This window comes from Caballeronia sp. 11_S32, assembly GCF_056930355.1.
Genome location: NZ_JBXOWH010000005.1, coordinates 238,069 through 260,511, shown reverse-complemented (window position 1 = coordinate 260,511; position 22,443 = coordinate 238,069). Strand labels below are relative to the sequence as shown.

General features: G+C 63.1%; 20 protein-coding genes. 16 read left to right on the top strand and 4 right to left on the bottom strand.

Features of this window, described 5'->3' with window-relative positions; genetic code table 11:
* The first annotated feature begins 31 nt into the window (after window positions 1–31).
* The 5 genes from AC1Z32_RS35785 to AC1Z32_RS35765 all read left to right on the top strand — a co-directional run bounded on the left by AC1Z32_RS35785 (window position 32) and on the right by AC1Z32_RS35765 (window position 4,423).
* Window positions 32–289, top strand: coding sequence for a hypothetical protein (locus AC1Z32_RS35785; protein WP_483483594.1), 258 nt, complete (start codon window positions 32–34; stop codon window positions 287–289).
* 38 nt (window positions 290–327) lie between these two features.
* Complete coding sequence (locus AC1Z32_RS35780; RefSeq protein WP_483483593.1) at window positions 328–585, top strand: hypothetical protein; 258 nt, start codon at window positions 328–330, stop codon at window positions 583–585.
* A gap of 250 nt (window positions 586–835) precedes the next feature.
* Window positions 836–1,600, top strand: a complete 765-nt coding sequence (locus AC1Z32_RS35775; RefSeq protein ID WP_483483592.1) for a bestrophin-like domain — start codon at window positions 836–838, stop codon at window positions 1,598–1,600.
* Between the two features lie 86 nt (window positions 1,601–1,686).
* Window positions 1,687–3,654: an alkyl/aryl-sulfatase gene (locus tag AC1Z32_RS35770; RefSeq protein WP_483483591.1), complete on the top strand. Its 1,968-nt coding sequence runs from the start codon at window positions 1,687–1,689 to the stop codon at window positions 3,652–3,654.
* Between the two features lie 67 nt (window positions 3,655–3,721).
* Window positions 3,722–4,423: an SDR family NAD(P)-dependent oxidoreductase gene (locus AC1Z32_RS35765; protein ID WP_483483590.1), complete on the top strand. Its 702-nt coding sequence runs from the start codon at window positions 3,722–3,724 to the stop codon at window positions 4,421–4,423.
* Between the two features lie 33 nt (window positions 4,424–4,456).
* Here the strand turns inward: AC1Z32_RS35765 and AC1Z32_RS35760 are convergent, their stop codons facing one another.
* Window positions 4,457–5,431 carry a GlxA family transcriptional regulator gene (locus AC1Z32_RS35760; RefSeq protein WP_483483589.1) on the bottom strand — a complete coding sequence of 325 codons (975 nt, stop codon included), beginning with the start codon at window positions 5,429–5,431 and terminating at the stop codon, window positions 4,457–4,459.
* Window positions 5,432–5,558: 127 nt separating this feature from the next.
* Here AC1Z32_RS35760 and AC1Z32_RS35755 point away from each other — a divergent pair, with 127 nt between their 5' ends.
* On the top strand, window positions 5,559–6,266 hold the full coding sequence (locus tag AC1Z32_RS35755; protein WP_483483588.1) for a GNAT family N-acetyltransferase: 708 nt from the start codon (window positions 5,559–5,561) through the stop codon (window positions 6,264–6,266).
* Here the strand turns inward: AC1Z32_RS35755 and AC1Z32_RS35750 are convergent.
* Window positions 6,238–7,242: a helix-turn-helix domain-containing protein gene (locus tag AC1Z32_RS35750; protein ID WP_483483587.1), complete on the bottom strand. Its 1,005-nt coding sequence runs from the start codon at window positions 7,240–7,242 to the stop codon at window positions 6,238–6,240. The two genes, AC1Z32_RS35755 and AC1Z32_RS35750, sit on opposite strands and share 29 nt — an antisense overlap.
* A gap of 207 nt (window positions 7,243–7,449) precedes the next feature.
* On the opposite strand from AC1Z32_RS35750, the gene AC1Z32_RS35745 reads away from it, so the two are divergent.
* From AC1Z32_RS35745 to AC1Z32_RS35715, 7 genes are all read left to right on the top strand, one after another.
* Complete coding sequence (locus tag AC1Z32_RS35745) at window positions 7,450–8,229, top strand: SDR family NAD(P)-dependent oxidoreductase (protein ID WP_483483586.1); 780 nt, start codon at window positions 7,450–7,452, stop codon at window positions 8,227–8,229.
* A 222-nt stretch (window positions 8,230–8,451) separates the two neighbouring features.
* Window positions 8,452–9,699 (top strand): serine hydroxymethyltransferase, encoded by a 1,248-nt coding sequence (gene glyA / locus AC1Z32_RS35740; RefSeq protein WP_483483585.1) that lies wholly within the window; start codon window positions 8,452–8,454, stop codon window positions 9,697–9,699.
* Window positions 9,700–9,904: 205 nt separating this feature from the next.
* Window positions 9,905–11,269, top strand: a complete 1,365-nt coding sequence (locus AC1Z32_RS35735; protein WP_483483584.1) for a purine-cytosine permease family protein — start codon at window positions 9,905–9,907, stop codon at window positions 11,267–11,269.
* Between the two features lie 104 nt (window positions 11,270–11,373).
* The gene (locus tag AC1Z32_RS35730; protein WP_483483583.1) at window positions 11,374–11,985 is read left to right on the top strand and encodes a helix-turn-helix domain-containing protein; all 612 of its coding nucleotides are present in this window, start codon (window positions 11,374–11,376) and stop codon (window positions 11,983–11,985) included.
* A 28-nt stretch (window positions 11,986–12,013) separates the two neighbouring features.
* Window positions 12,014–12,562, top strand: a complete 549-nt coding sequence (locus AC1Z32_RS35725) for an N-acetyltransferase family protein (protein WP_483483582.1) — start codon at window positions 12,014–12,016, stop codon at window positions 12,560–12,562.
* A gap of 172 nt (window positions 12,563–12,734) precedes the next feature.
* Window positions 12,735–13,877 carry an FAD-binding oxidoreductase gene (locus tag AC1Z32_RS35720; protein ID WP_483483581.1) on the top strand — a complete coding sequence of 381 codons (1,143 nt, stop codon included), beginning with the start codon at window positions 12,735–12,737 and terminating at the stop codon, window positions 13,875–13,877.
* Window positions 13,878–13,915: 38 nt separating this feature from the next.
* Complete coding sequence (locus tag AC1Z32_RS35715; protein WP_483483580.1) at window positions 13,916–14,518, top strand: dimethylsulfoniopropionate lyase; 603 nt, start codon at window positions 13,916–13,918, stop codon at window positions 14,516–14,518.
* Window positions 14,519–14,534: 16 nt separating this feature from the next.
* Here the strand turns inward: AC1Z32_RS35715 and AC1Z32_RS35710 are convergent, their stop codons facing one another.
* Window positions 14,535–15,554, bottom strand: a complete 1,020-nt coding sequence (locus AC1Z32_RS35710) for an alcohol dehydrogenase (RefSeq protein WP_483483579.1) — start codon at window positions 15,552–15,554, stop codon at window positions 14,535–14,537.
* 328 nt (window positions 15,555–15,882) lie between these two features.
* Between AC1Z32_RS35710 and AC1Z32_RS35705 the strand changes: the two genes are divergently transcribed.
* The 3 genes from AC1Z32_RS35705 (at window position 15,883) to AC1Z32_RS35695 (ending at window position 20,692) form a co-directional block, all read left to right on the top strand.
* Window positions 15,883–17,292: an MFS transporter gene (locus AC1Z32_RS35705; protein ID WP_483483578.1), complete on the top strand. Its 1,410-nt coding sequence runs from the start codon at window positions 15,883–15,885 to the stop codon at window positions 17,290–17,292.
* Between the two features lie 1,191 nt (window positions 17,293–18,483).
* A complete protein-coding gene (locus tag AC1Z32_RS35700) occupies window positions 18,484–20,148 on the top strand; it encodes a PQQ-binding-like beta-propeller repeat protein (RefSeq protein WP_483483577.1) in 1,665 nt (554 codons plus the stop codon).
* A gap of 283 nt (window positions 20,149–20,431) precedes the next feature.
* On the top strand, window positions 20,432–20,692 hold the full coding sequence (locus AC1Z32_RS35695) for a hypothetical protein (RefSeq protein WP_483483576.1): 261 nt from the start codon (window positions 20,432–20,434) through the stop codon (window positions 20,690–20,692).
* Window positions 20,693–21,199: 507 nt separating this feature from the next.
* On the opposite strand, the gene AC1Z32_RS35690 is transcribed toward AC1Z32_RS35695, so the two are convergent.
* Complete coding sequence (locus AC1Z32_RS35690; protein WP_483483575.1) at window positions 21,200–22,264, bottom strand: glycosyltransferase family 2 protein; 1,065 nt, start codon at window positions 22,262–22,264, stop codon at window positions 21,200–21,202.
* Window positions 22,265–22,443 lie beyond the last annotated feature (179 nt).

Below are 22,443 nucleotides of genomic sequence, written 5' to 3'. Positions count from 1 at the left end.
GTCATCCATTCCAGTCATCAGGAGAACCATCATGTTGAAGATCGACAACCTCGCCGTTAGCAAAGAACTCGACCGTGCCGAAATGGGCGCCATCGTCGGCGGCGCGAGCATCTTCCAGAACAACGGCATCAACTCCAACTACAACGGCGGCTTCTCGTTCGCCAGCCCGCAGACCAACATCGCGCCCGTGACTCAGGTCGATGCCTCCACCCACACCGACGTCGACGTGAAGAACATCACCAAGTCGCTCGATGCGGTCGGCAGCCTGCTCGGCGGCGTGAAGCTGTAAGACCTCGTTCAATCAAACCAGTCATCGGGAAAGACATCATGTTGAAAATCGAAAATCTCGCTGTTAGCAAAGAACTCGGCCGCGCTGAAATGGGCGCCATCGTCGGCGGCGCGAGCATCTTCCAGAATAACGGCATCAACTCCAACTCGGTGACCGGCTTCTCGTTCGCCAGCCCGCAGATCAACGTCGCGCCGGTGACTCAGGTCGACGCTTCGCAGTACACGAAGGTCGATCTGACGAACCTCACGAAGTCGCTCGACGCCGTAGGCAGCCTTCTTCATGGCGTGAAGGTCTGAAGCAACATCGTCGAAAACGGAGAAGGAACAATAGTGCTTCCTTCTCCCCTCTTTCATCCCCTCTTCCACCTCTTCTTCCACCTCTTCTTCCACCTCCTCTTCCACCGGCTTCGCGAAGTGACACGACGTGCCGGACCATTCCGGCAAGCGCTTGTAAGTTCGCGCGAGACGTGATATCGGTTGCGAAACGTTCCCATTCAGCCATTGCTGAATGCGCGCATGAACAGTTTCGCTTCCTGGAGACCGTCGCATGGCCGCATTCATCGCTCACCCGGCGGTGCTCTTTGTCGTGCTGCTCGCATGCTTTGTCGCCGCGGTGACGTTCGGGGCCTTCGTTCTGAGACGCATGCGGGAACTGCCCGACGAGGAACGGGACGATTTCAACGTAGTCCAGACCGCGACATTGACCTTGCTCGCGCTTCTCATCGGCTTCTGTCTTTCCATGGCGGTCAACCGTTACGATCAGCGCAAAGCGCTAGAAGAAGGGGAAGCGAACGCGATAGGCACTGAATACGCACGCGCGGATCTCGCGGATGCGCCCATCGATGCCCGCATGAAAAGCGCTCTGGTTGCCTATGCGAAGCTGAGGCTCACCCATTACCGGACTCGCGATCGCGGCGAGCTGGCTCGGCTCGATAGCGAGACCGCGAATCTGGAGTCTCAGCTTTGGAAGCTGGCCGTGCAGGTCGCGAAAGAAAAGCCGACGCCGATTGGCGCCCTCGTCGTGGCGGGCATGAACGACGTTCTGAATTCCCAGGACTACGCCGAGGCAGCCCGAATCAATCACATTCCGCTGGGCGCATGGGTTCTGATGATCGTGATCGCGCTCTTCGCCTGCACCGTTCAGGGCTATGGCGCACGGGGAAAGCGTCGCAAGGGATGGCTCGTCACGGTGCTTCCTGTGACCGTCTCCTTGTCGCTCGCGCTGATATCCGATATCGACAGTCCGCAGGGCGGGATCATCCACGTTCAACCGCAAAACCTTGACAGGCTCCTGCATTCCTTCGGCACCTAGAGTTCGCTGCGCGCTGACTCGCGGTTGTCGCGACTCCAAGTAAAAAGGGTGATGTCACCCGGCTTTCCGAACCTCGGAGGTGATCGATGCGCGTTGCAACCCTCATCGCGGGACTTTGCCTGCTGGCGTCCTCGGCCGCGCCGTCCGTTGCGCTCGCTCAAGCGCCCAAGGGCGCCACCGCCGCGACGGTACAGGCGAACGACAAGCTTCGCGGTTACCTGAACTTCACCGATCAGCGCGACTTCGACGATGCACGTCGCGGCTTCATTGCCGATCTGCCCAGCCCAGTGATCAAGGGACAAGCCGGCAACGTCGTGATCGATCTGTCGCAATACGACTTTCTGAAATCGACGTCCGGAACGCCCGCGACCGTGAATCCCAGCCTGTGGCGGCAATCGCAGATCCTTGCGATGCACGGCTTGTTCAAGGTCGTCGATGGCATCTATCAGGTTCGCAACATCGACCTCGCGAACATTACCTTCATTCGCGGAAAGACGGGATGGGTCGTCGTCGACGTATTGACCTCCGCCGAGACCGCGAAGGCTGCGTATGACCTCATCAATGAAAAGGTCGAGCGGCTTCCGGTCACGGGTGTCATCTTCACACACAGTCACGTCGATCACTTCGCGGGAATCCGGGGGATCGTGGACGAGAAAGACGTGCGCTCGGGCAAGATTCCCGTGATCGCGCCCGACGGGTTCATGGAGGAAGCCGTCAGTGAGAACGTGTTCGCCGGCAACGTCATGAGCCGGCGCGCATCGTACATGTACGGCAACCTCTTGCCGAAGGACCCGCGCGGCAATGTCGGCGGTGGTCTCGGCCTGACCACGGCGGCAGGCTCGATCACCCTGTTCGAGCCGAGCAAGATCATCAAGACGACCGGCGAGAAGATGACGATCGACGGTATCGAGGTCGTATTCCAGATGGCGCCCGGAACCGAAGCGCCGGCGGAGATGCTGTTCTATTTCCCTCAGTTCAAGGCCATCGATCTGGCGGAGGACGGCAACCACACGCTGCACAACATCCTGACGCTACGCGGTGCGAAAGTGCGGAGCGCGCAGAAGTGGGCGCACTATCTCGACCAGACGATCGATCTCTGGGGCGCTGACGCACAGGTATCGTTCGGAAGTCACCACTGGCCGCAGTGGGGCAACGATCGCGTCGTGGAGCATCTGAAGAAGCAGCGCGATCTGTACAAGTACATCAACGACCAGACCCTGCGCATGGCGAACCAGGGCCTCACGATGCATGAAATCGCGGAGCAGTTCGTGCTGCCCGATTCACTTGCGAAGGAGTTCTATAACCGGGGCTACTACGGCAATCTGAAGCACAACGTCCGCGCGACCTATCAGCTTTATCTTGGATGGTGGGACGGCAACCCGGCCGACTTCGATCCTCTGCCGCCAGTGGACGAGGCGAAGAAATACGTGGAACTGATTGGCGCCGACAAGATACTCGCCAATGCACGCGATGCGTTCGCGAAGGGCGATTACCGTTGGGCCGCCACGATCACGAACAAGCTCGTGTTTGCCCAGCCGAACAATCAGGCCGCGAGACAACTCGAAGCGGATGCGCTCGAGCAGCTCGGATATCAGGCCGAATCCGGCCCAGCCCGTAATTTCTATCTGAGCGGAGCGCAGGAGTTGCGCGGCGGCGTGAAGAAAATGGCGACACCGAACACCTCGTCGCCCGACATCATTCGCGGCATGACGACCGAAATGTTCCTCGACTTTCTCGCGATCCATCTCAACGGTCCGCGCGCCGGCGACAAACGTTATGCCTTCAACGTCATATTCCCCGACATCAAGGAAAACTACTCGCTGACGGTCGAGGACGGCGTGATGAACTACGGCAAGGGCAAGACGTTGCAAAACGCCGACGCGACCATCACGCTCGATCGAACGACCCTGGACGACATCGCACTCGGCAAGCTCAAGCTCGGCAATCTCGCCGATAGCGGTCAGGTCAGGATCGAGGGAGACCGGCAGAAGTTCAGCGACATGCTGGCGCTCTTCGACAAGTTCGATTTCTGGTTCACGATCAGCGAGCCTTGATGGGCATCGCGCGCCGATTTGATTGCACGGTTATGATCGGCTTCACCCTCCATACGAGCGTGAAGCCATGAGCACTCTTCCTTATCGCAATGCCCTCATCATTGGTGCTGGCCCTGGCATCAGCGGCTCCCTCACGCGGCGCCTGCGCGCGGAGAACATTCCGGTCGTGATCGCTGCGCGCAACGTCGACAAGCTGTCGGCACTGGTCGACGAGACGGGCGCCATCGCGCTGCCCGTCGATGCCGCCGATGCCGGTGAAATGGAAGCGCTCTTCGCCACGACCGAGGCGCGCATCGGCGCGCCGGAAATCGTGATCTACAACGCGAGCGGACGCGTGCGCGGCCCGATCGCCGAGCTCGATGCGGCAGAGGTCGAGCGCGCCGTCGCCGTGTCGGCGTTCGGCGCATTCCATGCGGTCCAGCAGGCGGCGCGACGCATGATTCCCGCGGCCAAGGGCGCGATCCTGCTCACGGGCGCGACCGCCGGCGTCAAGGGCTTCGCGCTGTCCGCCCCGTTCGCAATGGGCAAGTTCGCGTTGCGCGGCCTTGCGCAGAGCGCCGCGCGCGAACTCGCGCCAAAGGGCATCCATGTCGCGCATTTCGTCATCGACGGCAGCGTGCGCGCCGCTCACCGCGCCGATCCGCCGGACGCGCCGGACAGCACGCTCGACCCCGATGCGATCGCGCAAACCTATCTGGACGTGCTGCGCCAGCATCGCAGCGCGTGGACGTGGGAGATCGAGCTGCGGCCGTGGGCGGAGAAGTTCTGAGGCATCGCGCGCTCGCGGCGGGCGACATCGACGTCAGGCTTCACCTGCGCCGCCCCGTATCTCCTTGACACCGCGCCCCAGCCGCCGGCGCAGCAACGTGCGCAGCGTCGCGCCGTCGACATAGCCGACCTCGGCCGCGATAGCCTCGATATCGAGCCGGCTCGTGCGCAGCAGATGCACCGCCCGCTCGACACGAAGATCCTGGAAATACGACAGCGGCGACTTGCCGAGCACGGCCTCGATGCGCCGCTGCAACGTGCGCGTGCTCGTCGCGAGCGCATGGGCCGCGGCGTCGAGCGAAAAGCCCTGCGCGAGCCGCGCGCGGGCCCAGCGCTCGAAGCGCTCGACCATCGGATCGGCCCGGGCGAGATGATCCGGAATCATGTAAGGCGCCTGCGAAGGCCGCGCGTCCACCAGCAGATAGCGCGCCACCGTCGCCGCGAGCGCGGGGCTCGTCTGATTCATCAGCCAGAGCGCGAGATCGAGATGCCCCATCGCGGCGCCCGCCGTGGCGAACGTGCCCGACGGCACCAGCATGCGCGCACTGTCGAGGCGCACCGCCGGATAGCGCTGCCGGAACAGCGGCGCGAGCCACCAGCTCGTGGTGGCCTCGTGACCGTCGAGCAAGCCGGACTCCGCCAGCACGAACGTGCCGATGCACGCCGCCGCGATCTTCACGCCGCTCGCGTGACTTTGCGCGAGCAGGTCCATCGCATCGATCACGTCGCGGCGCGCGAGCGCCGGCAGCAGTTGCGCCGGCATCTTGGTGCCGGGCGCGGGCACGATCAGCCAGTCGGGCGTCGTCATCGCGCTCGCGGGCTTGACGGGCACGCGCATGCCGAGGGCCGTCCGCACATCGCGCCGCATTCCGAGCAGCTCGATCTCGAAGCGCGGCCCGCCGCCCGGCTGCTGCATGTCGGCCAGCTCGTTCGCGGTGGTGAAGGCGTCGAGCACGGCGGACAGCGCCGTGTCGAACACGCCGTCGAGGGCGAGAACCGTCAGTCGCATGGCGTAAATGATTCTAAAATTGTCATTTCCGACAATATCGCGGACGCCTCGCCTTGTCTACAGTGAGGCTCATCCGTCCGCGCCCACGCGCGCCGCGCCGCCGATTTCCCCGATGACAGGAGCCCCCATGAGTTCGATGACGACGACAGACCTCGACCGCCCGATCTGGACCGCGCTGGCCACGCGCCAGGCGCATCTGGGCCACGGCGGCGCGCTTGCGCGGCGCTTTCATCCCGACGTGGCGCCGTTCGCGGCGATGGCGTCCGAAACCCCGGACGCCTGGCGCGCGCTCCATGCGCTGCTGCGGCCTCAGGAGCAGGTCGTCATTCAATCGTCGGATGGCGGCGCGGGCATCGATGCATTGCAGGTGAAGCGCGTCGGCACGATCCATCAGATGATCGAGACGCGGCGAATCGACGAACGCACGGACGACCGCGACGTGCTCGCCCTCGGCAGCGCCGATGTCGACGACATGCTCGCGCTCGTGCAGAGCACGAAGCCGGGGCCGTTCGCGAGGCGCACGTATGAGATGGGCCGCTACATCGGGATTCGCGAGCAGGGACAGCTCGTCGCGATGGCGGGCGAGCGCATGGCTATCGACGGATATGTGGAAATCAGCGCGGTGTGCGTCGACGAGCGCTGGCGCGGACGCGGCCTCGCCGCGCGGCTCATGAACATTTTGCGCAGGGAGATCGCGCTACGCGGCGAAACGCCGTTCCTGCACGTATTCAGCCACAACGAGAGCGCGATCGGCCTGTATGAGCGGCTTGGCTTCGAACTGCGCCATGCGTTCGTCCTCGCGCAGGTCAGTCATGCTGACGCGCGAAACGCTTAGCCGCCACGGAAGGCAGCTCGCCGAACATCACGCGATAGTCGTGCGCGAAGCTGCTGAGATGCCAGAAGCCCCACTTCGTTGCCGCCAGCGTGACGGAGTCGCCGAGCCGCAACTCCCGGCGCACATGATTGAGGCGCACCGCGCGCAGATACGCGATCGGATTCAGGTTCAGCGCATCCTGGAACGCGTATTGAAGCGTTCGCCTGCTGATGCCGAGCTGCACGCACAACTCCGCGATCGACAAGGGACACGCCGACGGGTCCTGAAGCCGGTCCTGCACGGCATTGACGAGCGGCCAGTACTTCGTCGGCCGCGCCTGCGCGCTCCCCGCTTCACGCGATGAAGCGGACAGGACCTCCGATATCGCATAGAGGATGGTCCGCTCGAGCAGTTCGATCCGGTCATCGGCATCGGCCTGCTCGCCGGGCGCCGCCTGCGCCGCGGCGGCGAGCGTCTGCTTCAGGAGCTGGCGCAGATTGTCGGCGAGATCGGCGGCCATCGGAATCAGCGGCGATATCGGACGGCCGAGCAGGGACGCGGCGAGCACGCGCATCGGCTCCGAAGCGAGCTTGTCCGGCTCGATCTCCACGTTCACGAGCACATGGCGGTCCGGCGAAAAGAATTCGAACTCCGGGCCGCTCGAAAAAACGTGCAGGCTGTCGCGGCTGCTCTTCTCTCCGCACATTCGCGCGTGGCCTTCCAGCTCCAGCGGAACCGCCACGGCGAGCCTGTCCGAAGGCACCGAGCCTTGCTGAAGAATGATCTTGTCGAGATGCTCGACGAGCAGCCGGATGCCGCCGAGCGACACGATGGACGATGAGCCGCGAAAGAGGCCGCCCGAGATCTGCGTGTAGTTGAGGCTCCATCCATCGAATGCACGCGCCTGTTCGTCGACGTCCGTGAACGAGGAGAAAGCGACCGCGCGCGCAAGCAGCCGCGCATCGGAAGCGATCGTGAGGGGTAAGGCCGTGCTCATCGTGAATTGCCGTATGCAGTCTGGAATGACGAAACCGTCCGGAAGCGTAACGTGCCAAAAAGCATTCAGGTCGCGTGCCCGTGCAAACCCTGACTTGCCGAAATCCGATAGTGCAAAACTTTCCGGCGCAATAACTTTGCTTCCGGCAGGAAGGCATTGCCATGCCGCCTGTCCCGACTGACAACGCTGGAACCGGAGAACACGAACATGGGTGTAAAGATTGACGGCCGGCTCGCGGGCAAAGTCGCTATCGTGAGCGGCGGCGCCGGTGGCTGCGGCGCCGCCGCTTCGGAGCTGTTCGCCGCACAGGGCGCGAAGGTGGCTATCATCGACCGTAACGGCGATGCGGCCGAAACGCTCGCCTCGATCCTGCGCGACCGAGGCCTGCAGGCCATCGGCCTCGGCGCCGACGTCGCGAGCCAGGCCGATGTGCAGCGCGCGGTCGGCGCCGTGCGCGAGCAGTACGGCAACGCGAACATCCTCTTCAATCACGCGGGCACGCTCATCGTAAAGCCGTTTCTCGAGATCGAGGAAGCCGAGTGGGACTGGCTCATGGGCGTGAACGTCAAGAGCATGTTCCTGATGACGAAGGCGGTCCTGCCGCAGATGCTCGAAGAAGGCGGCGGCAGCATCGTCTGCACGTCGTCGATATCGGCTGTGTGCGCGACGCCCGGCGAAGTGCTCTACGACGCGACCAAGGGCGCCTGCCACATGTTCGCCCGCGCGATCGCGGTCGAGTATCGCGACAGGGGCATCCGCTGCAACGCGCTCGCGCCGGGCTTCATCCGCACGCCGCACGGCATGCGCGAGCTGAAGGACCTTCAGGCGATGGGCGTGGATGCCACCGAGGAAGCCATCACGGCGCAGCAGGGGCGCCTGTGCGAGCCTGCGGAAGTCGCGGCGGCCGCGCTCTTCCTGGCGTCCGACGAATCGAGCTTTGTGAACGGCACGCATCTCTTCGTCGACAACTGCTTTTCGGCAGTCTGAACCATCCGGCACGAAATACCACGCATACAAAAAACATTCCGAGGGCGGCATTTGAATCGAAGGCTTCGCAGCGATGCGAACCTTCGATTTTTTTCATCCGGCGCGCGCTGCATTCCAGCGCAATGTCGCAATTCTTCTATCCCGCCGCGCCCGCTTTCGATGGAATACGGGAAAGACAGGCGTTCCGTAGCAATCTGAATCTCTCTCACATGGGTAACCATTATGTTCAATCGCGCAGCCAGCACCGTTGAAAACGTCGATCCGGAACTCTGGGCGGCCATCACCGATGAAAACAAACGTCAGGAAGATCACATCGAGCTGATCGCGTCGGAAAACTACACGAGCCCGGCGGTCATGGCCGCGCAAGGCTCGCAGCTCACCAACAAGTACGCGGAAGGCTATCCGGGCAAGCGTTACTACGGCGGTTGCGAATATGTCGACGTGGTCGAGCAACTCGCGATCGACCGCGTGAAGCAGATTTTCGGCGCCGAAGCCGCGAACGTGCAGCCGAACTCCGGCTCGCAGGCGAACCAGGGCGTGTTCTTCGCGATGCTGCAGCCCGGCGACACCATCATGGGCCTGAGTCTCGCGCACGGCGGCCACCTCACGCACGGCTCGCCCGTGAACATGTCCGGCAAGTGGTTCAAGGTCGTGAGCTATGGCCTCAACGAAGCCGAGGACATCGATTACGAAGCCGCCGAGCAGCTCGCGAACGAGCACAAGCCGAAGCTGATCGTCGCGGGCGCGTCGGCGTTTGCATTGAAGATCGATTTCGAACGCCTCGCGAAGATCGCGAAGTCGGTCGGCGCGTATCTGATGGTCGACATGGCGCACTACGCCGGCCTGATCGCCGCGGGCGTGTATCCGAACCCGGTTCCGCATGCGGACTTCGTCACCACGACGACGCACAAGAGCCTGCGCGGCCCGCGCGGCGGCGTGATCCTGATGAAGGAAGAGTTCGCGAAGCAGATCAACTCCGCGATCTTCCCCGGCATTCAGGGCGGCCCGCTGATGCACGTGATCGCCGCGAAGGCCGTTGCGTTCAAGGAAGCGCTGTCGCCGGAATTCAAGGCGTATCAACAGCAGGTCGTCGATAACGCCCGCGTGCTCGCGGAAACGCTGGTCAAGCGCGGCTTGCGCATCGTGTCGGGCCGCACCGAAAGCCATGTGATGCTCGTCGATCTGCGCGCGAAGAAGATCACCGGCAAGGCCGCCGAAGCCGCGCTCGGCGCCGCGCACATCACGGTCAACAAGAACGCTATTCCGAACGATCCGGAAAAGCCCTTCGTCACGAGCGGCATCCGCCTCGGCTCGCCCGCGATGACGACGCGCGGCTTCGGCGTGAAGGAAGCCGAGATCGTCGGCAACCTGATCGCGGACGTGCTGGAAAGCCCGGAAGACGCGGCCAACCTCGAACGCGTTCGCCAGCAGGTCACGGAACTGACGAAGCGTTTCCCCGTGTACGGCTGACGCAATCCGTAGTAACGCCCTGACGTCGGGCCCGCTGTCTCCGTGCAGCGGGCCCGACGTTTTTCATTGGCGCAGCGGACTCAGCCAGGGATGACCCGTACTTGCCGAAATGCGATAGTGCTCAAAAAAACGGCCTCCTAAAGTGACATCGACTCGCAACGTATCAAGGCGCGATGCCGGCAGCTGACTCTTTTGGAGACTGACCATGGATGTGGAAAAGCGAAGTATCGAATTCATTCCGCTCAACGAGCGGTATGGCACGCCGAAGCGGCTGTTCACGATCTGGTTCAGCGCGAACATGCAGGTAACGGCGCTCGTCATCGGCACGCTCGGGATCGTCGCGGGCCTGAGCCTCTTCTGGACCATCGTCGGCCTGATTCTCGGCAACGTGATCGGCACCATCTTCATGGCCGCGCATTCCGCGCAGGGGCCGCATCTCGGCATCCCGCAGATGATCCAGAGCCGCGCGCAGTTCGGCGTGTTCGGCGCGGCGCTTCCGCTCGCGATCGTGGTCCTCGCGTACATCCTCTTCGTCGCGGCGGGCGGCGTCGTGATGCGCGATTCGGTCAAGGCCATCTATCCGATGAGCGACAACGCAGCCATCATCCTCTTCGGCGTGCTCACGTTCGTCATCAGCTATATCGGCTATGAACTGATCCACAAGATGGGCGCATTCATGACGCTGCTCTCGTGCGTCATTTTCTTCGCATCGGCGGCGCTCGTGTTCTCGAAGCCCGAGATGCTGGCCAACGTTCAACACGCGAAGCACGGCTTCTCTGGCGGCGCGTTCAATCTGGTCGTTGCACAGGCCGCGTCGTGGACGCTCGGCTTCGGCCCCTACGTGGCGGACTATTCGCGCTACCTGCCCGCCAACGTGAAGACAAAGCACACGTTCTGGTACACGTATCTCGGCGGCCTCCTCGGCTCGCTGCTCGTGATGATGCTGGGCGCATTGCTCGCCACGGCCGCGCCTTCCATCGCCACTGATCCGGGCACGGGCATCGCTTCGATGTTCGGCGGCTGGTCGCGTCCGGCGCTTATCATCATCGTGCTGGGCGTGCTGCTGTTCAACGTGCTGAGCCTGTACAGCGCGTATATGTCGAGCGTGACCATCTTCAGCGGCTTTCACAAGATGACGCGCGTTGGCAAGCTCATGAAGTTTTCCGTGCTCGCGGTGACGGCCGCTATCGCGACGGTGATCGCCATCGGCACGCAGTATCACTTCAACGACTATTTCGCGGACATTCTCAACGCGCAGATCTATGTGCTCGTGCCGTGGAGCTCGATCAACCTCGTCGACTATTACCTCGTTCGCAAGGGCGACTACTCGGTGACGGAGATGTACGACGCGCGCGGCCGCTACGGCAAGTTCAATATGTCGACACTGACGATCTACTGCCTCGGCTTCGCGAGCACGCTGCCCTTCATGGATCTCTCGTTCTATCACAGCTACTTCGCGAAGATGATCGGCGCGGACGTGAGCTGGATTCCGAGCCTGCTCGTGCCCGGCATTCTCTACTACGTGATGAACCGCGGACTCTCCATGGAATCGCGCGCCGTGGCCAACTAGGCGCAGTTCGCATCGCCCGATCGCAGCCGCGTTCCCCGACGCGGCTGTTTTCATTTTTGAAGCGCTTGACAGCGTCGTCTAATTTACTGGATAGTGTCTCCATTATGTTAGATAACGCCAATTCATCCGATGAAACCGCCGAGAGCGGCATCAACGAACGCATCGCCGAGCGCGTGCGCGCGCTGCGGGCGGCGCGCGGCTACACGCTCGACGCGCTCGCGACGCGCTGCGGCGTGAGCCGCTCGATGATCTCTATGATCGAACGCGGCGCGGCCAGCCCGACGGCCGTCGTCCTGGACAAACTCGCGGCGGGCCTCGGCATATCGCTCGCGAGCCTGTTCGGCGGCGAACTGGAAGGCGCGCCGGCTGAGCCGCTCGTGCGGCGCGGTGAGCAATTGAAATGGCGCGATCCGGAGTCCGGATACACGCGCAGAAACCTTTCTCCGCCGGGCTGGCCGTCCCCGCTTCATCTGGTCGAAGTGGACTTTCCGGCCGGCGCGCGCGTCGCCTATGAAACGAGCGGGCGCGAATCGACAATGCATCAGCAGGTCTGGGTCATGAGCGGACGCATCGACATCGTGATCGGCGACGCCCTTCATTCGCTCCAGCAAGGCGATTGTCTCGCGATGCGGCTGGACCGGCCGCTCATCTTCAGCAATCCGACATCGAAAGCGGCGCGCTACGTCCTCGCCATCTGCGACGCGCCCGCGACCTGATTCATCCCTGGCCTCAACCGATACACCCATGAAAACCTCCGCACCGCACGACGACGTGCGCCTGATCGACTGCAACGAAGCCGACCACGCGCTCGCGATCCTCGACATCCTCAACGAAGCCATCGTCAACTCGACCGCGCTCTACGACTACGTGCCCCGCCCCGCGTCGGCCATGTCGACATGGTTCGCGGCGAAGCGCGCGGGCGGCTTTCCGGTCGTCGGCGCGGTCGATGCCACCGGCAAGCTGCTGGGCTTCGCGAGCTGGGGCACGTTCCGCGCCTTTCCTGCCTACAAGTACACGGTGGAGCACAGCGTCTACGTGCATCGCGATTGCCGCGGCCGCGGTCTCGGCGAGCGCCTGCTGCGCGAGCTGATCCGGCGCGCGCGCGATGCGCAGGTGCATGTGCTCGTCGGCTGCGTCGATGCGGCCAATGCGGGCAGCATCGGCCTGCACACGCGGCTGGGCTTCCGGCACTCGGGCACCATCACGGAAGCCGGGTTCAAGTTCGGCCGCTGGCTGGACGCGGCGTTCTACCAGCTCAACCTCGAAACACCGACGGCGCCTGTCGACGGCTGACAGCGAGCCTTGAGAGCGCATGGCGAAGGCTGCACACCGGCGCGGAAAAAGCGCCGCGCATCACGCATAACTTCAAGTAATGCAAGCCGGAAAATTAAGCGCATTGACGCTGTTTTCTCGCGCTCCAATACTGCAGCCATCGCAAACGCACTCACAGGCACTCGCAAACGCCATGAACTCGGTTGACAGAATCTTCGCCCCCGCGCTCGATCTCGATGACAGACTCGCCGATGCCGGCACCTGGGAGCATGGCGCCCGGCTTTGGCCGAGCAGCGAGCAGCAGACGCTGACGTGCTGCCGCGTCGTCGATGAAACGCACGACATCAAGAGCTTCGAATTCCGCACGTCGGACGGGCTGCCCGTGCGTTTCGAGCCGGGCCAGTTCATGACGGTGTCGGCGAATGTAGAGGGGCAATCGGTCGAGCGTTGCTACACGATTTCGTCGCCGCCGACGCGTCCCTTTCTCGTCTCCATCACCGTGAAGCGCGTGCCTGGCGGCACCATGTCGAACTGGCTTCACGACAACATGAAGCCCGGCAGCCAGTTGCGCGCTTACGGGCCGTCCGGCACCTTCACGCCGACCGCCGCGCCCGCGACGAAGTCGCTGTATCTCTCCGCTGGCTCCGGCGTCACGCCGTTGATGTCGATGACGCGTGCGAGCATCGATCTGGGTCTGGACCGCGACATCATCTTCATCCATAGCGCCCGCACGCCCGCCGATATCGTGTTCCGCGAGGAACTGACGAGGCTCGCGAAGCTGTCGCCGCGCCTGCGCGTGTTCTTCGTCTGCGAAGGCATCGGCGATGAAGCCAATTGGGATGGCCCGGTTGGCCGCCTGAGTCTCCAGTTGTTGTCGAAGTGGGCGCCGGATTATCTCGAACGCGAAGTCTTCACCTGCGGCCCGGCCGGCTACATGAGCGCGGTGCGCGGCCTGCTTCTCGAAGGCGGCCACGATCCTGCGCGCTACCATCAGGAAAGCTTCGACATCAAGGCCGAGGTCGCGCCGGAACCCGCGCCCGAAGCCGCATCCAAGGAAGCCGATGCCGCCCAGGCCACGTTCACCGTCAAGCTGTCGCGCTCGTCGAAGTCCTTCACCATGAATGCGTCGGACACCGTGCTCGCGGCGGCGAAGAAAGCGGGTGTCGCTGTGGCTTCATCGTGCAGCCAGGGCGTATGCGGCACGTGCAAGACGAAGGTGCTGGAAGGATCGGTAGACATGAAACACAATGGCGGCATTCGCGACAGGGAAGTCCAGAAGGGATTCCGTCTGCTGTGCTGCAGCCGCCCGACATCGGACCTCGTGCTGGAACTTTGACGAGACTGTTCGCGCCCATGTCAGCCACGGAACACGTCATGAACGGTCGTCCGGAGAACGTATCGGCGTACATCGCCATCGCGGAGAAGCTGTTCAGCTCGGAGCAGCTGCCGGACGGCGGGCGCCGCGTCGCCTCCCGGGTTTTCGAGCGGCTGCGCACACCTTCCGACGACGGCGCGCGGCATACCACGCGCTATCCCGCCTGCGATTCGCTCGACGCGGCGCTCGCCCCGTTCATCGGCGACGACACCCTCTTCGGCGCCGCCGCGCGCGCGATCAAGGCGCTCGAGCCCGATCTCGGATGGTCGCGCCGCTCGTCGGGCGTGAACGGCAGCGACAACTATATCGACGCTCACGTGCACGGCATGATCTGCGGGCCCGGTGGCGCCGAGAGCCGCTACGACGTGCAACTGGGCTTCTCGCTGATGCTGCCGCACACGCGATATCCCGACCACAGCCATCCGCCCGAGGAAGCCTACGTGCTGTTCACGCCCGGCGAGTTCCGGCAGAACGGCGGCGACTGGATCGATCCGGGAATCGGCGGCGGCATTCACAACGTGCGCGGCAATCCACATGCGATGCGATCGGGCGCCGTGCCATTTCTTGCGATCTGGTGCCTGCTGACGAGGGACGGCGACTAGCGGCGAGCGAAGGAGCTCACTTCCCCGGCGTCAGCACCACCCTGAACCGCGCCTTGCCGCTCATCATCCGCTCATAGGCTTCTGCCGCGCGCGAAAGCGGGAACGCCTCGATCATCGGCTTCACGCCCGACAGCGCGCTGAACGCGAGCGTGTCCTGCGAATCCGCCGCCGTGCCGGACGGCCAGCCCTGCACCGAGTTGCGGCCCATGATGAACTGCGTGATCGGCACCTCGACCGGTTCCTCGGATATCCCGACCATGATGAGCTTGCCGTTCAGCCCGAGACCGCCGAGCGTCGCGTTCATCGCCTTGCCGCTCGTGGCCGTCGCCAGAATGACGCGCGCGCCACCGAGCGCCTGCAGCGTTTCGGCGACATTCTGCGATTCGCTGTCGATGTAGTGATGCGCGCCGAGTTGCTTCGCGAGCGGCGCTTTGTCCTGACCGCGCGCAATGGCCACCGTCACGAAACCCATCTTCCGCGCGAACTGCACGCCCAGATGGCCGAGCCCGCCGATGCCGAGGATCGCGGCCACGTCGCCCGCGCGCGCGCCGCTGTTGCGCAGCGCGTTGAAGGTGGTGATGCCCGCGCAAAGAAGCGGCGCGGCATCGACGTCGGAAAGGTCGTCGGGCATGCGCGCGAGCGCTTCCTGCGGCGCCACCATGTACTCCGCGTAGCCGCCGTCGTAGCTGATGCCCGGCACGAGCGCGCGCTTGCAAAGCACGAAGTCGCCGCGCCGGCAATGCTCGCAATGGCCGCAATGCCCGCCGTGCCAGCCCACGCCCACGCGCTGCCCGTTCTCCCATCCTTCGACGCCCGCGCCGGTCTTCTCGATCACACCCGCGATTTCGTGACCCGGCACGCGCGGAAACTGCAGGCCCGGCCACAGGCCTTCGACGGTCAGCGAATCGCTATGGCAGATCCCGCACGCCTGCACCTTGATCAACACGTGTCCTTCGGGCGGCTCCGGCACGTCGCGCTCGACGACTTCCAGCGGACCGTTCGCTTTCGCTACCTGCACTGCCTGCATCGTTGGCATCGCCTGCTCCTTTCGATGGGAGAAAAACGCGCGGCGCACTCGTGCACGCCGCATACGGATGACACGGCCCGGCCAATCGCAATCCCGACCGCATCGTCGAGAAACGTCCGAATTGGCGATTGTGACAGGGATCGGCGCGAGGCATTTGCTGGTCGTCCGGATGATTGGAAGCACGAAGAAACAAATTCGAACATCGGACACGGCCGCCGCCGGTTACCATCTTCGTTCAACGCGCTTAAAGAAGCGGAAGCGGGCCGAAACGCGTGACGCCGGATTCGGGCGTCGCGCCGCAAAACCCGCAATTACGAGAGCGACCTTCAAGGGTGTCATGTCAAAGAACGAAGACGCAGTTGCGAACGATCAGGCAATCGATCCCACGAATCAAGCCGCCAGCGAACCCTACGAGACACCGGACGAGACGGGCGCGGAACACGAAGCGCCAGCCGTGGCCCGCACCGGGCCGCTCACCGAAGCGAAGCTCTTCGGCCGGCAGACGCCGCCCGCGGCCGCCGCGCCGCCCGAGGCGCCGCCCCACGTTCCCGGCAGCGTCGCGGGCAGCAGCTATCGGGCGCTGGCCGGGCTTCTCTGCGGATATGCGCTACTCATCGTCGGGAACGGGTTGTTTCAAACGCTGATTCCGCTGCGCATCCTGCAATCCGGCTATTCGACGCTCGTCATCGGCCTGATTCAGTCGTGCTACTACGCCGGGTTCATTCTCGGGGCCGTGTTCAATCGCAGGCTCATCGACCGCATCGGGCAGCATCGGACTTTCGTCGCGTTCTCGGCGGCGGCGTCCATCCTCGCGCTCGCGTTCGGCGCGGCGCAGTCGCCGTGGACGCTCGGCGCCGTGCGTCTTTTGACCGGCTTCGCGTTCATGGGACTCTATACGTCGATCGAAAGCTGGCTCAACGGCACCGTCGAGAACGAAAAGCGCGGACAGGTCTTCGGCTCGTATGCGGCGATCAACTATCTCGCGGTGGGAACGGGACAGTTCCTGCTGAACGTCGGCGCGGGCTCGGGCGGGCAGCAGTTTTCCATCGCCGCCGCGCTCTTCGCCGCCGCCGTGATGCCCGTGACCTTGCTCGAAGGCTGGCCGGTGAAGGTCGCGGATGAAACGCTGCATCGCGTGCCCGCGCGCACGTGGCGGGAAAGCGTGCGCGAGATGAGGGTGTCCGCGCCGCTCGCCGTGCCGGGCTGCATCCTCGCGGGCTTCATCTACAGCAGCTTCTACGCGATGATGCCGGTCTATCTCGAACGCGCGGGCTTCTCGACGAGCGAGCTCGCGACCTTCATGGGCATCGCGCTGATCGGCGCGCTCGTGCCGCAATGGCCGATGGGCCGCCTCTCCGACAAGGTCGACCGGCGGCGTCTCGTCTATATCACGGCATCGATCTCGGCGGCGCTGAGCCTCGTGCTGTTCCTCTTCGACGTGCGCATGATCACCTGGGTCGCGACGCTCGTCTATGTGGCCGTCACGTTCACGCAATACGGGCTGATCGTGTCGCACGTGCAGGATCGCACGGAGGCGCATCATCGCGTCGCGATATCGGCGCTGCTGCTCGTGCTGTTCTCGTTCGGCGGAATGACGGGACCGGCGCTGGCGTCGGCGCTGATGACGATCGTCGGGCCGAGCGGGCTGTTTCTGTTCAATGCGCTGTCGTGCGCGTTGCTCGCGTTGAGCGCGCGGCGTGCGCTCGGCATTCACTTGCGCAATTCGCAGGGAAACGCGGAGGCGTGAGCGTGTTTCATCGGAGAACGCTTGCGGCTGTTCGCATGTCAGCGTGCGCCACAGATCGACCGTTCGCGTTCAGCGCGCCGCGGCGCCGGCGAGGCACTGCTTGCGCCTGCCCTGTCTTTGATTGCGGCGCGCTCGGGTGTGCGTCGACAGCGCTGGGCACGTGCGTCGAATCGTGCGCTTTGGGGGGCGCATCGAGCCCCGGCGTCCCCACGGAAACATAGCCGCCGATCGCAAGCACGGCCAGCACGACCGCCAGCACCACTCGCAAGCGCGTGCGCTGCTCCGGTCTTCGCGATGCGCGCGCACGGGGTTGGTCGGGCACATGCTCGAGCATGCGCGAGCGCGGTGCGACGTTCTCTTGCGGCACGCGATGAAAATCGCAATGCGGACAAATGCGAAAGTTCGCAGCGACCGACCTGCGACAGCGTGGGCATTGCACGAGCCGATCCCTGAAGGAAAAACGTCTGCTCATATGCGCACTTTCCTCGATCCAGTTTGCGACGCGAAGCGCGTCGAGGCTCGGCTCTCATGATCCATCTTAGTGGATGAAGACATCTGAACAGACGTGCCGATTGTCGGAATATCGTTCTGCGCAACGATGACGTTCTCGTGCTTCGACGTCGTTTGACATTCCGACCCGCGTCCGATTCAGGCAAAGGCGCCGCCGCATGGCGACCTACAAGCAGCATTGCGTTACAACGTGACCGATTGTCGGCCACGCGGGGCGATGCATCAATCGAAGCGCATGCTAAACGCGCATAAATGCGCCCTCGTTTGCAACGACGATTTCTCGCGAAATGCATCCCAATGCGCGATTTCGCCCTTCAACACTTCAAACAGACTACCGGGACTCCTTTACGAATTAGCCGCTCAAGACCGCGGCATAGCTACGCGTGAGCTTTATCATGTACGACGCATAGAACACCTTGTCGGTATGCGTTGTCAAAGATGTATGCCGTGCAGCGCGTGATCGTGTTAGCGATTGTCCAATGCATTTTTTTGTGCCCCAATCGCAGAGAAGTTCTTGTGTGGACCGCCGTTCTTGCCTACCGTTGAGGCGTTGTGCAGTATGGCATTCGTGCCGTGGATGGCCGGTCTCGCGATCATTGCAACCGTTTTTCCCGGCAGATCGACAGTACCCAATCGCGAATCGCCAAGGCATTCCGGCCCCGTTGGGAAAGGAGGGTGCAAATGAAGCCGCATTTTCTGGGTTGGAGCGCCGCAGCCGGCGCTGTATGTGTGGCGGCGGTGATCGCCGCGTGCAGTGGTGGCGGCGATTCCGGCGGCAACGCCACGTCGTCGACTGCCGCAGCCGCCAGCGCGGCTTCGGGCACCACGCGCGCCGCAACACCGATGGACGTCGTCACCTGGCACAACGACATCGCACGGACCGGACAGCAACTCGCGGAAACCATCCTCACGCCCGCGAACGTCAACAAGAGCACCTTCGGCAAGCTGGCCGTGTTTCCCGTCGATGGCGCCGTCGACGCGCAGCCGCTCTTTCTCGCGGGTGTATCGATCGCGGGCGGCACGCACAACGTGCTGTACGTCGCGACCGAGAACGCAAGCGTCTATGCATTCGACGCCGACAGCGGCGCCGTGCTCTGGCAAGTCTCGACGCTCGGCACCGGCGAAACGCCGAGCGACGACCACGGCTGCCATCAGATCTCACCGAAGATCGGCATCACGGCGACGCCGGTGATTGACCGGTCGCGTGGGCCGAATGGCGCGATGTATGTCGTCGGGATGTCGAAGGACGGCTCGGGCGCCTATCACCAGCGCATCCACGCGCTCGACATCACGACGGGCGCCGAACTCTTCAACGGCCCCACGGAAATCCGCGCCACGTATCCGGGCACCGGCGCGGGCAGCCAGAACGGCACGCTCACCTTCGATCCCGGCCAGTATGCGGAGCGCGCCTCGCTGCTTCTGCTGCGCGGCGCGGTCTACACGGCGTGGACTTCACACTGCGATTTCATGCCGTACACCGGCTGGGTGATGGGCTACGACGCGAACACACTACAGCAGGCGAGCGTGCTCAACGTGACGCCGAACGGCAAGATGGGCGCGATCTGGATGAGCGGCGCGGGACCCGCGTCGGACGGCGAGGCGATCTATCTTCTCGACGGAAACGGCACCTTCGACCCGACGCAAAACGAGCACGAAATGCCCATCCACGGCAATTACGGCAATGGCTTCCTGAGGCTCAATCTTTCGCCGCTCAGGGCGCAGGACTACTTCCAGCCGTCGAATACGTTGGCGCTATCGATACAGGACGAGGATCTTGGTTCGGGCGGCGCGATGGTGTTGCCCAATCTCACCGATGCCAACGGCAAGGTCTGGCATCTGGCGGTCGGCGCAGGCAAGAATGCGCGGATCTATGTCGTGAACCGCTTTTCGATGGGCAAGTTCGATTCGAACGCCGATCACATCTATCAGGAAGTCGTTGGCCAGCTCGCAGGGTCGGTGTTCGGCGCGCCCGCGTATTTCAACAACACGGTGTATTTCGGCTCGGTCACCGACAGCATCAAGGCGTTCAAGATCACGAACGCCGCGCTGTCGGCAACGCCGACGAGTCAGACACCGAATGCGTTCGATTTTCCGGGCGCAACGCCGAGCATTTCCGCGAACGGCACGGCGAACGCGATTCTGTGGGCGGCGGAGAACGGCACTGTAGGCGCACTGCGCGCGTATGACGCGACCGATCTTAGCCATCAGCTCTACAGCAGCAACGATGCCGGTGGACGCGACCAGTTCGGTCCGGGCAACAAGTTCATCACGCCGATGATCGCAAACGGCAAAGTGTATGTCGGGACGCAGAGCGGCGTCGCGGTGTTCGGATTGTTCGCGAATTAAAGTGGCCAGCCCCCTGAAAAGGGGGACGCGCTCTTTTTTGTCGCGCGAGAATAGCGCTTATCGTGCTCGCGCGACTTATCGACCGTCGTCAGCGTAACGACGGTGCGCAGTATGAGCACGCCGAATCGACGCGTCATCGCGTCGCGGGCCACAGCGACTCGAAACGCTCGTCGAAGCTCGGTTCACAACGGCGCGTATTGTCGCGGAGCGAGTCAACGAATCAATCTCTCGCTTGGGACCGATTTCCTGGAAGTGGGGCCGGTGTTCAACAAACGAGCTTTGAATGGAATCACACGAGACATCCATCGAGCGCGTTCAGAAGCTCGTCGATCAGGCCGAACGCCTGCGCATGCGCGCCGTCGCGGTCCCGCTAAAGGACTTGCGAGCCCTGCTCAAGATATGCCAACCGGAGAATGCTCAGCAGCATTCCGCCAAATCGTCGCGTCGAATCGGGTTTGGTCAGCGCATCAAGCCTGGCATCGACAACGTCCCGAGAACGGACGATGACAGTGGCGCGGCCACGGAAGGCGGAGCGCTTCCCTAACGCATCTCATCGCGATATGAAAGCCCACCAGACGTTGGCTGGATAAGCATTCGATACACCCGCGTCGCGTGATTTTTGTGATGGTGGAAATGGGCCGCCGCTAAGCAGGAGCAAGCAGCGTGATGGCCTCGGCTATAGCCTTGGCGAGACAGAGACAAGACGCGTTGAGGATTACCGGATGCCGGCATCAGACATGGGACAACGCTAGTCCCTCAATCCGGATAGTTGGACGAGCGATCTGAAGAAGTAGAGCGAAGAGACGCAATGCGGCGCCTGGATTTCATGGCCACGTCGACGAAGCCTCGGCGACGCGCCGGCTCGTCGTCACGGTTGCGACGCGACACCGAATCGTCTCGCGAGCCGGATCGAAGCATGTCGGCCACCGCCAACAGTGCAAGCGCGACCGCGACCCAGAAAGCAATCGTAAATAAGGCTAGAACAAGTCTCATCGGATCTCTGAACATTTCTACTTGTCCCATCGAAGGAGACGTCATTGATTCGCTGCCCTCATCCACTCAATTGATTCGAAGCACTGCAGCGGCGCTCGCGCTGGCGGTGATCCAGTTTTCGCCTCAATGCCCTTTTCACGAGGCTTTTTAGAAAGAAGATCGACCGGTCCGTGCGCACCTTCAGATCGAACGGCGCGAGTTCGACGACTCCTTGTCCGCTGCGCTCCGCGACCCTTGCGCGCGCTCGGCGATGATCGATCGCCATCTCCGACAGGGCCTCCAACGCTGCCTTGAAAGACCCACGATCGACTCGCGCGCAGACATGACACGCACGACCAAACAGCTTGTCGAAAATGGTGAACCAGAAGCCGTCCATGTTGCCGCCGTCGCAGCGCGCGAGCGCTTCCTTGCCACTCGCCCGGAGATCATGGATGTCCTTCACCAAGGCCCTCTGCGTGATGCTGCCGAAGCGCCGACGATAGCCGATCAATGGCGTGGCAATACGATAAATGCTGTCCGCACGAAGATAAGTCGAGGGCACGACGGCCGCATCCTCGTAGTGTCGTCCCACCGGAAACGGCGCGGGATCGAACAGATCGGTGCGATAGACGCGCGCCCACACGAAGGTTTGAAACACGTCGGCGAACTGCTGCAGCGCCGCCTGGCTCATCGGCTGGCCGCCATTTGAAGCATTGCCGATCAGATCGAGTTCATCGAGCTCGCGCCCATCGTCGTCGATGATCTTGACGTTGTATTCGACCACATCCCATCTGCGCTCGGCGAGGACCGGCATGACCGCCTCCGTGAAGCCTTCGAGATAGATGTCGTCACCGTCGAGAAAGCCGACATAAGGCGTGCGCACGGCTGTGAGTCCGGTATTGCGCGCGGCGCTCAGCCCGCCGTTCTCCTGACGTATCAATTCGATGTGCACGCCCCGATCGCGCTCGACGATAGCGCGCGCTGCGGCGTAGGTCTCGTCGCGAGAACCGTCATCGACGACGATGATCCTCATCGCGTCTATGTATGGCTGGGACAGGAGGGACTCGAGCGCTTCCTCGATATATCCCTCGATGTTGTAGGCCGCCACCACAATGCTGAGCAGCGGATCCGTGTCTCGCAACAAGTCACTTTCAAACCGCATGTGGGCGCTCCGTCGGGCAATCTTGCAACATGTATTTGTAGTTTTCCTACAGAAACCCGTATGTCGTCAGGCGCATCGCGACGGGCCGTTGCCCATGCTTTCCTACGCCTCGGCGCTTGTTCCACGTCTCGTCACGGATTACAGATAGCCAGCGGAAATCG

Bases quoted from the DNA above. Each gene is read 5' to 3' on its own strand.
- AC1Z32_RS35720 (WP_483483581.1), top strand. From the start codon at position 12,735: ATGAACTCGGTTGACAGAATCTTCGCCCCCGCGCTCGATCTCGATGAC.
- AC1Z32_RS35770 (WP_483483591.1), top strand. From the start codon at position 1,687: ATGCGCGTTGCAACCCTCATCGCGGGACTTTGCCTGCTGGCGTCCTCG.
- AC1Z32_RS35710 (WP_483483579.1), bottom strand. From the start codon at position 15,554: ATGCCAACGATGCAGGCAGTGCAGGTAGCGAAAGCGAACGGTCCGCTG.
- AC1Z32_RS35700 (WP_483483577.1), top strand. From the start codon at position 18,484: ATGAAGCCGCATTTTCTGGGTTGGAGCGCCGCAGCCGGCGCTGTATGT.
- AC1Z32_RS35755 (WP_483483588.1), top strand. From the start codon at position 5,559: ATGAGTTCGATGACGACGACAGACCTCGACCGCCCGATCTGGACCGCG.
- AC1Z32_RS35780 (WP_483483593.1), top strand. From the start codon at position 328: ATGTTGAAAATCGAAAATCTCGCTGTTAGCAAAGAACTCGGCCGCGCT.
- glyA (WP_483483585.1), top strand. From the start codon at position 8,452: ATGTTCAATCGCGCAGCCAGCACCGTTGAAAACGTCGATCCGGAACTC.
- AC1Z32_RS35760 (WP_483483589.1), bottom strand. From the start codon at position 5,431: ATGCGACTGACGGTTCTCGCCCTCGACGGCGTGTTCGACACGGCGCTG.
- AC1Z32_RS35735 (WP_483483584.1), top strand. From the start codon at position 9,905: ATGGATGTGGAAAAGCGAAGTATCGAATTCATTCCGCTCAACGAGCGG.
- AC1Z32_RS35730 (WP_483483583.1), top strand. From the start codon at position 11,374: ATGTTAGATAACGCCAATTCATCCGATGAAACCGCCGAGAGCGGCATC.
- AC1Z32_RS35695 (WP_483483576.1), top strand. From the start codon at position 20,432: ATGGAATCACACGAGACATCCATCGAGCGCGTTCAGAAGCTCGTCGAT.
- AC1Z32_RS35745 (WP_483483586.1), top strand. From the start codon at position 7,450: ATGGGTGTAAAGATTGACGGCCGGCTCGCGGGCAAAGTCGCTATCGTG.
- AC1Z32_RS35725 (WP_483483582.1), top strand. From the start codon at position 12,014: ATGAAAACCTCCGCACCGCACGACGACGTGCGCCTGATCGACTGCAAC.
- AC1Z32_RS35765 (WP_483483590.1), top strand. From the start codon at position 3,722: ATGAGCACTCTTCCTTATCGCAATGCCCTCATCATTGGTGCTGGCCCT.
- AC1Z32_RS35715 (WP_483483580.1), top strand. From the start codon at position 13,916: ATGAACGGTCGTCCGGAGAACGTATCGGCGTACATCGCCATCGCGGAG.
- AC1Z32_RS35705 (WP_483483578.1), top strand. From the start codon at position 15,883: ATGTCAAAGAACGAAGACGCAGTTGCGAACGATCAGGCAATCGATCCC.
- AC1Z32_RS35775 (WP_483483592.1), top strand. From the start codon at position 836: ATGGCCGCATTCATCGCTCACCCGGCGGTGCTCTTTGTCGTGCTGCTC.
- AC1Z32_RS35785 (WP_483483594.1), top strand. From the start codon at position 32: ATGTTGAAGATCGACAACCTCGCCGTTAGCAAAGAACTCGACCGTGCC.
- AC1Z32_RS35750 (WP_483483587.1), bottom strand. From the start codon at position 7,242: ATGAGCACGGCCTTACCCCTCACGATCGCTTCCGATGCGCGGCTGCTT.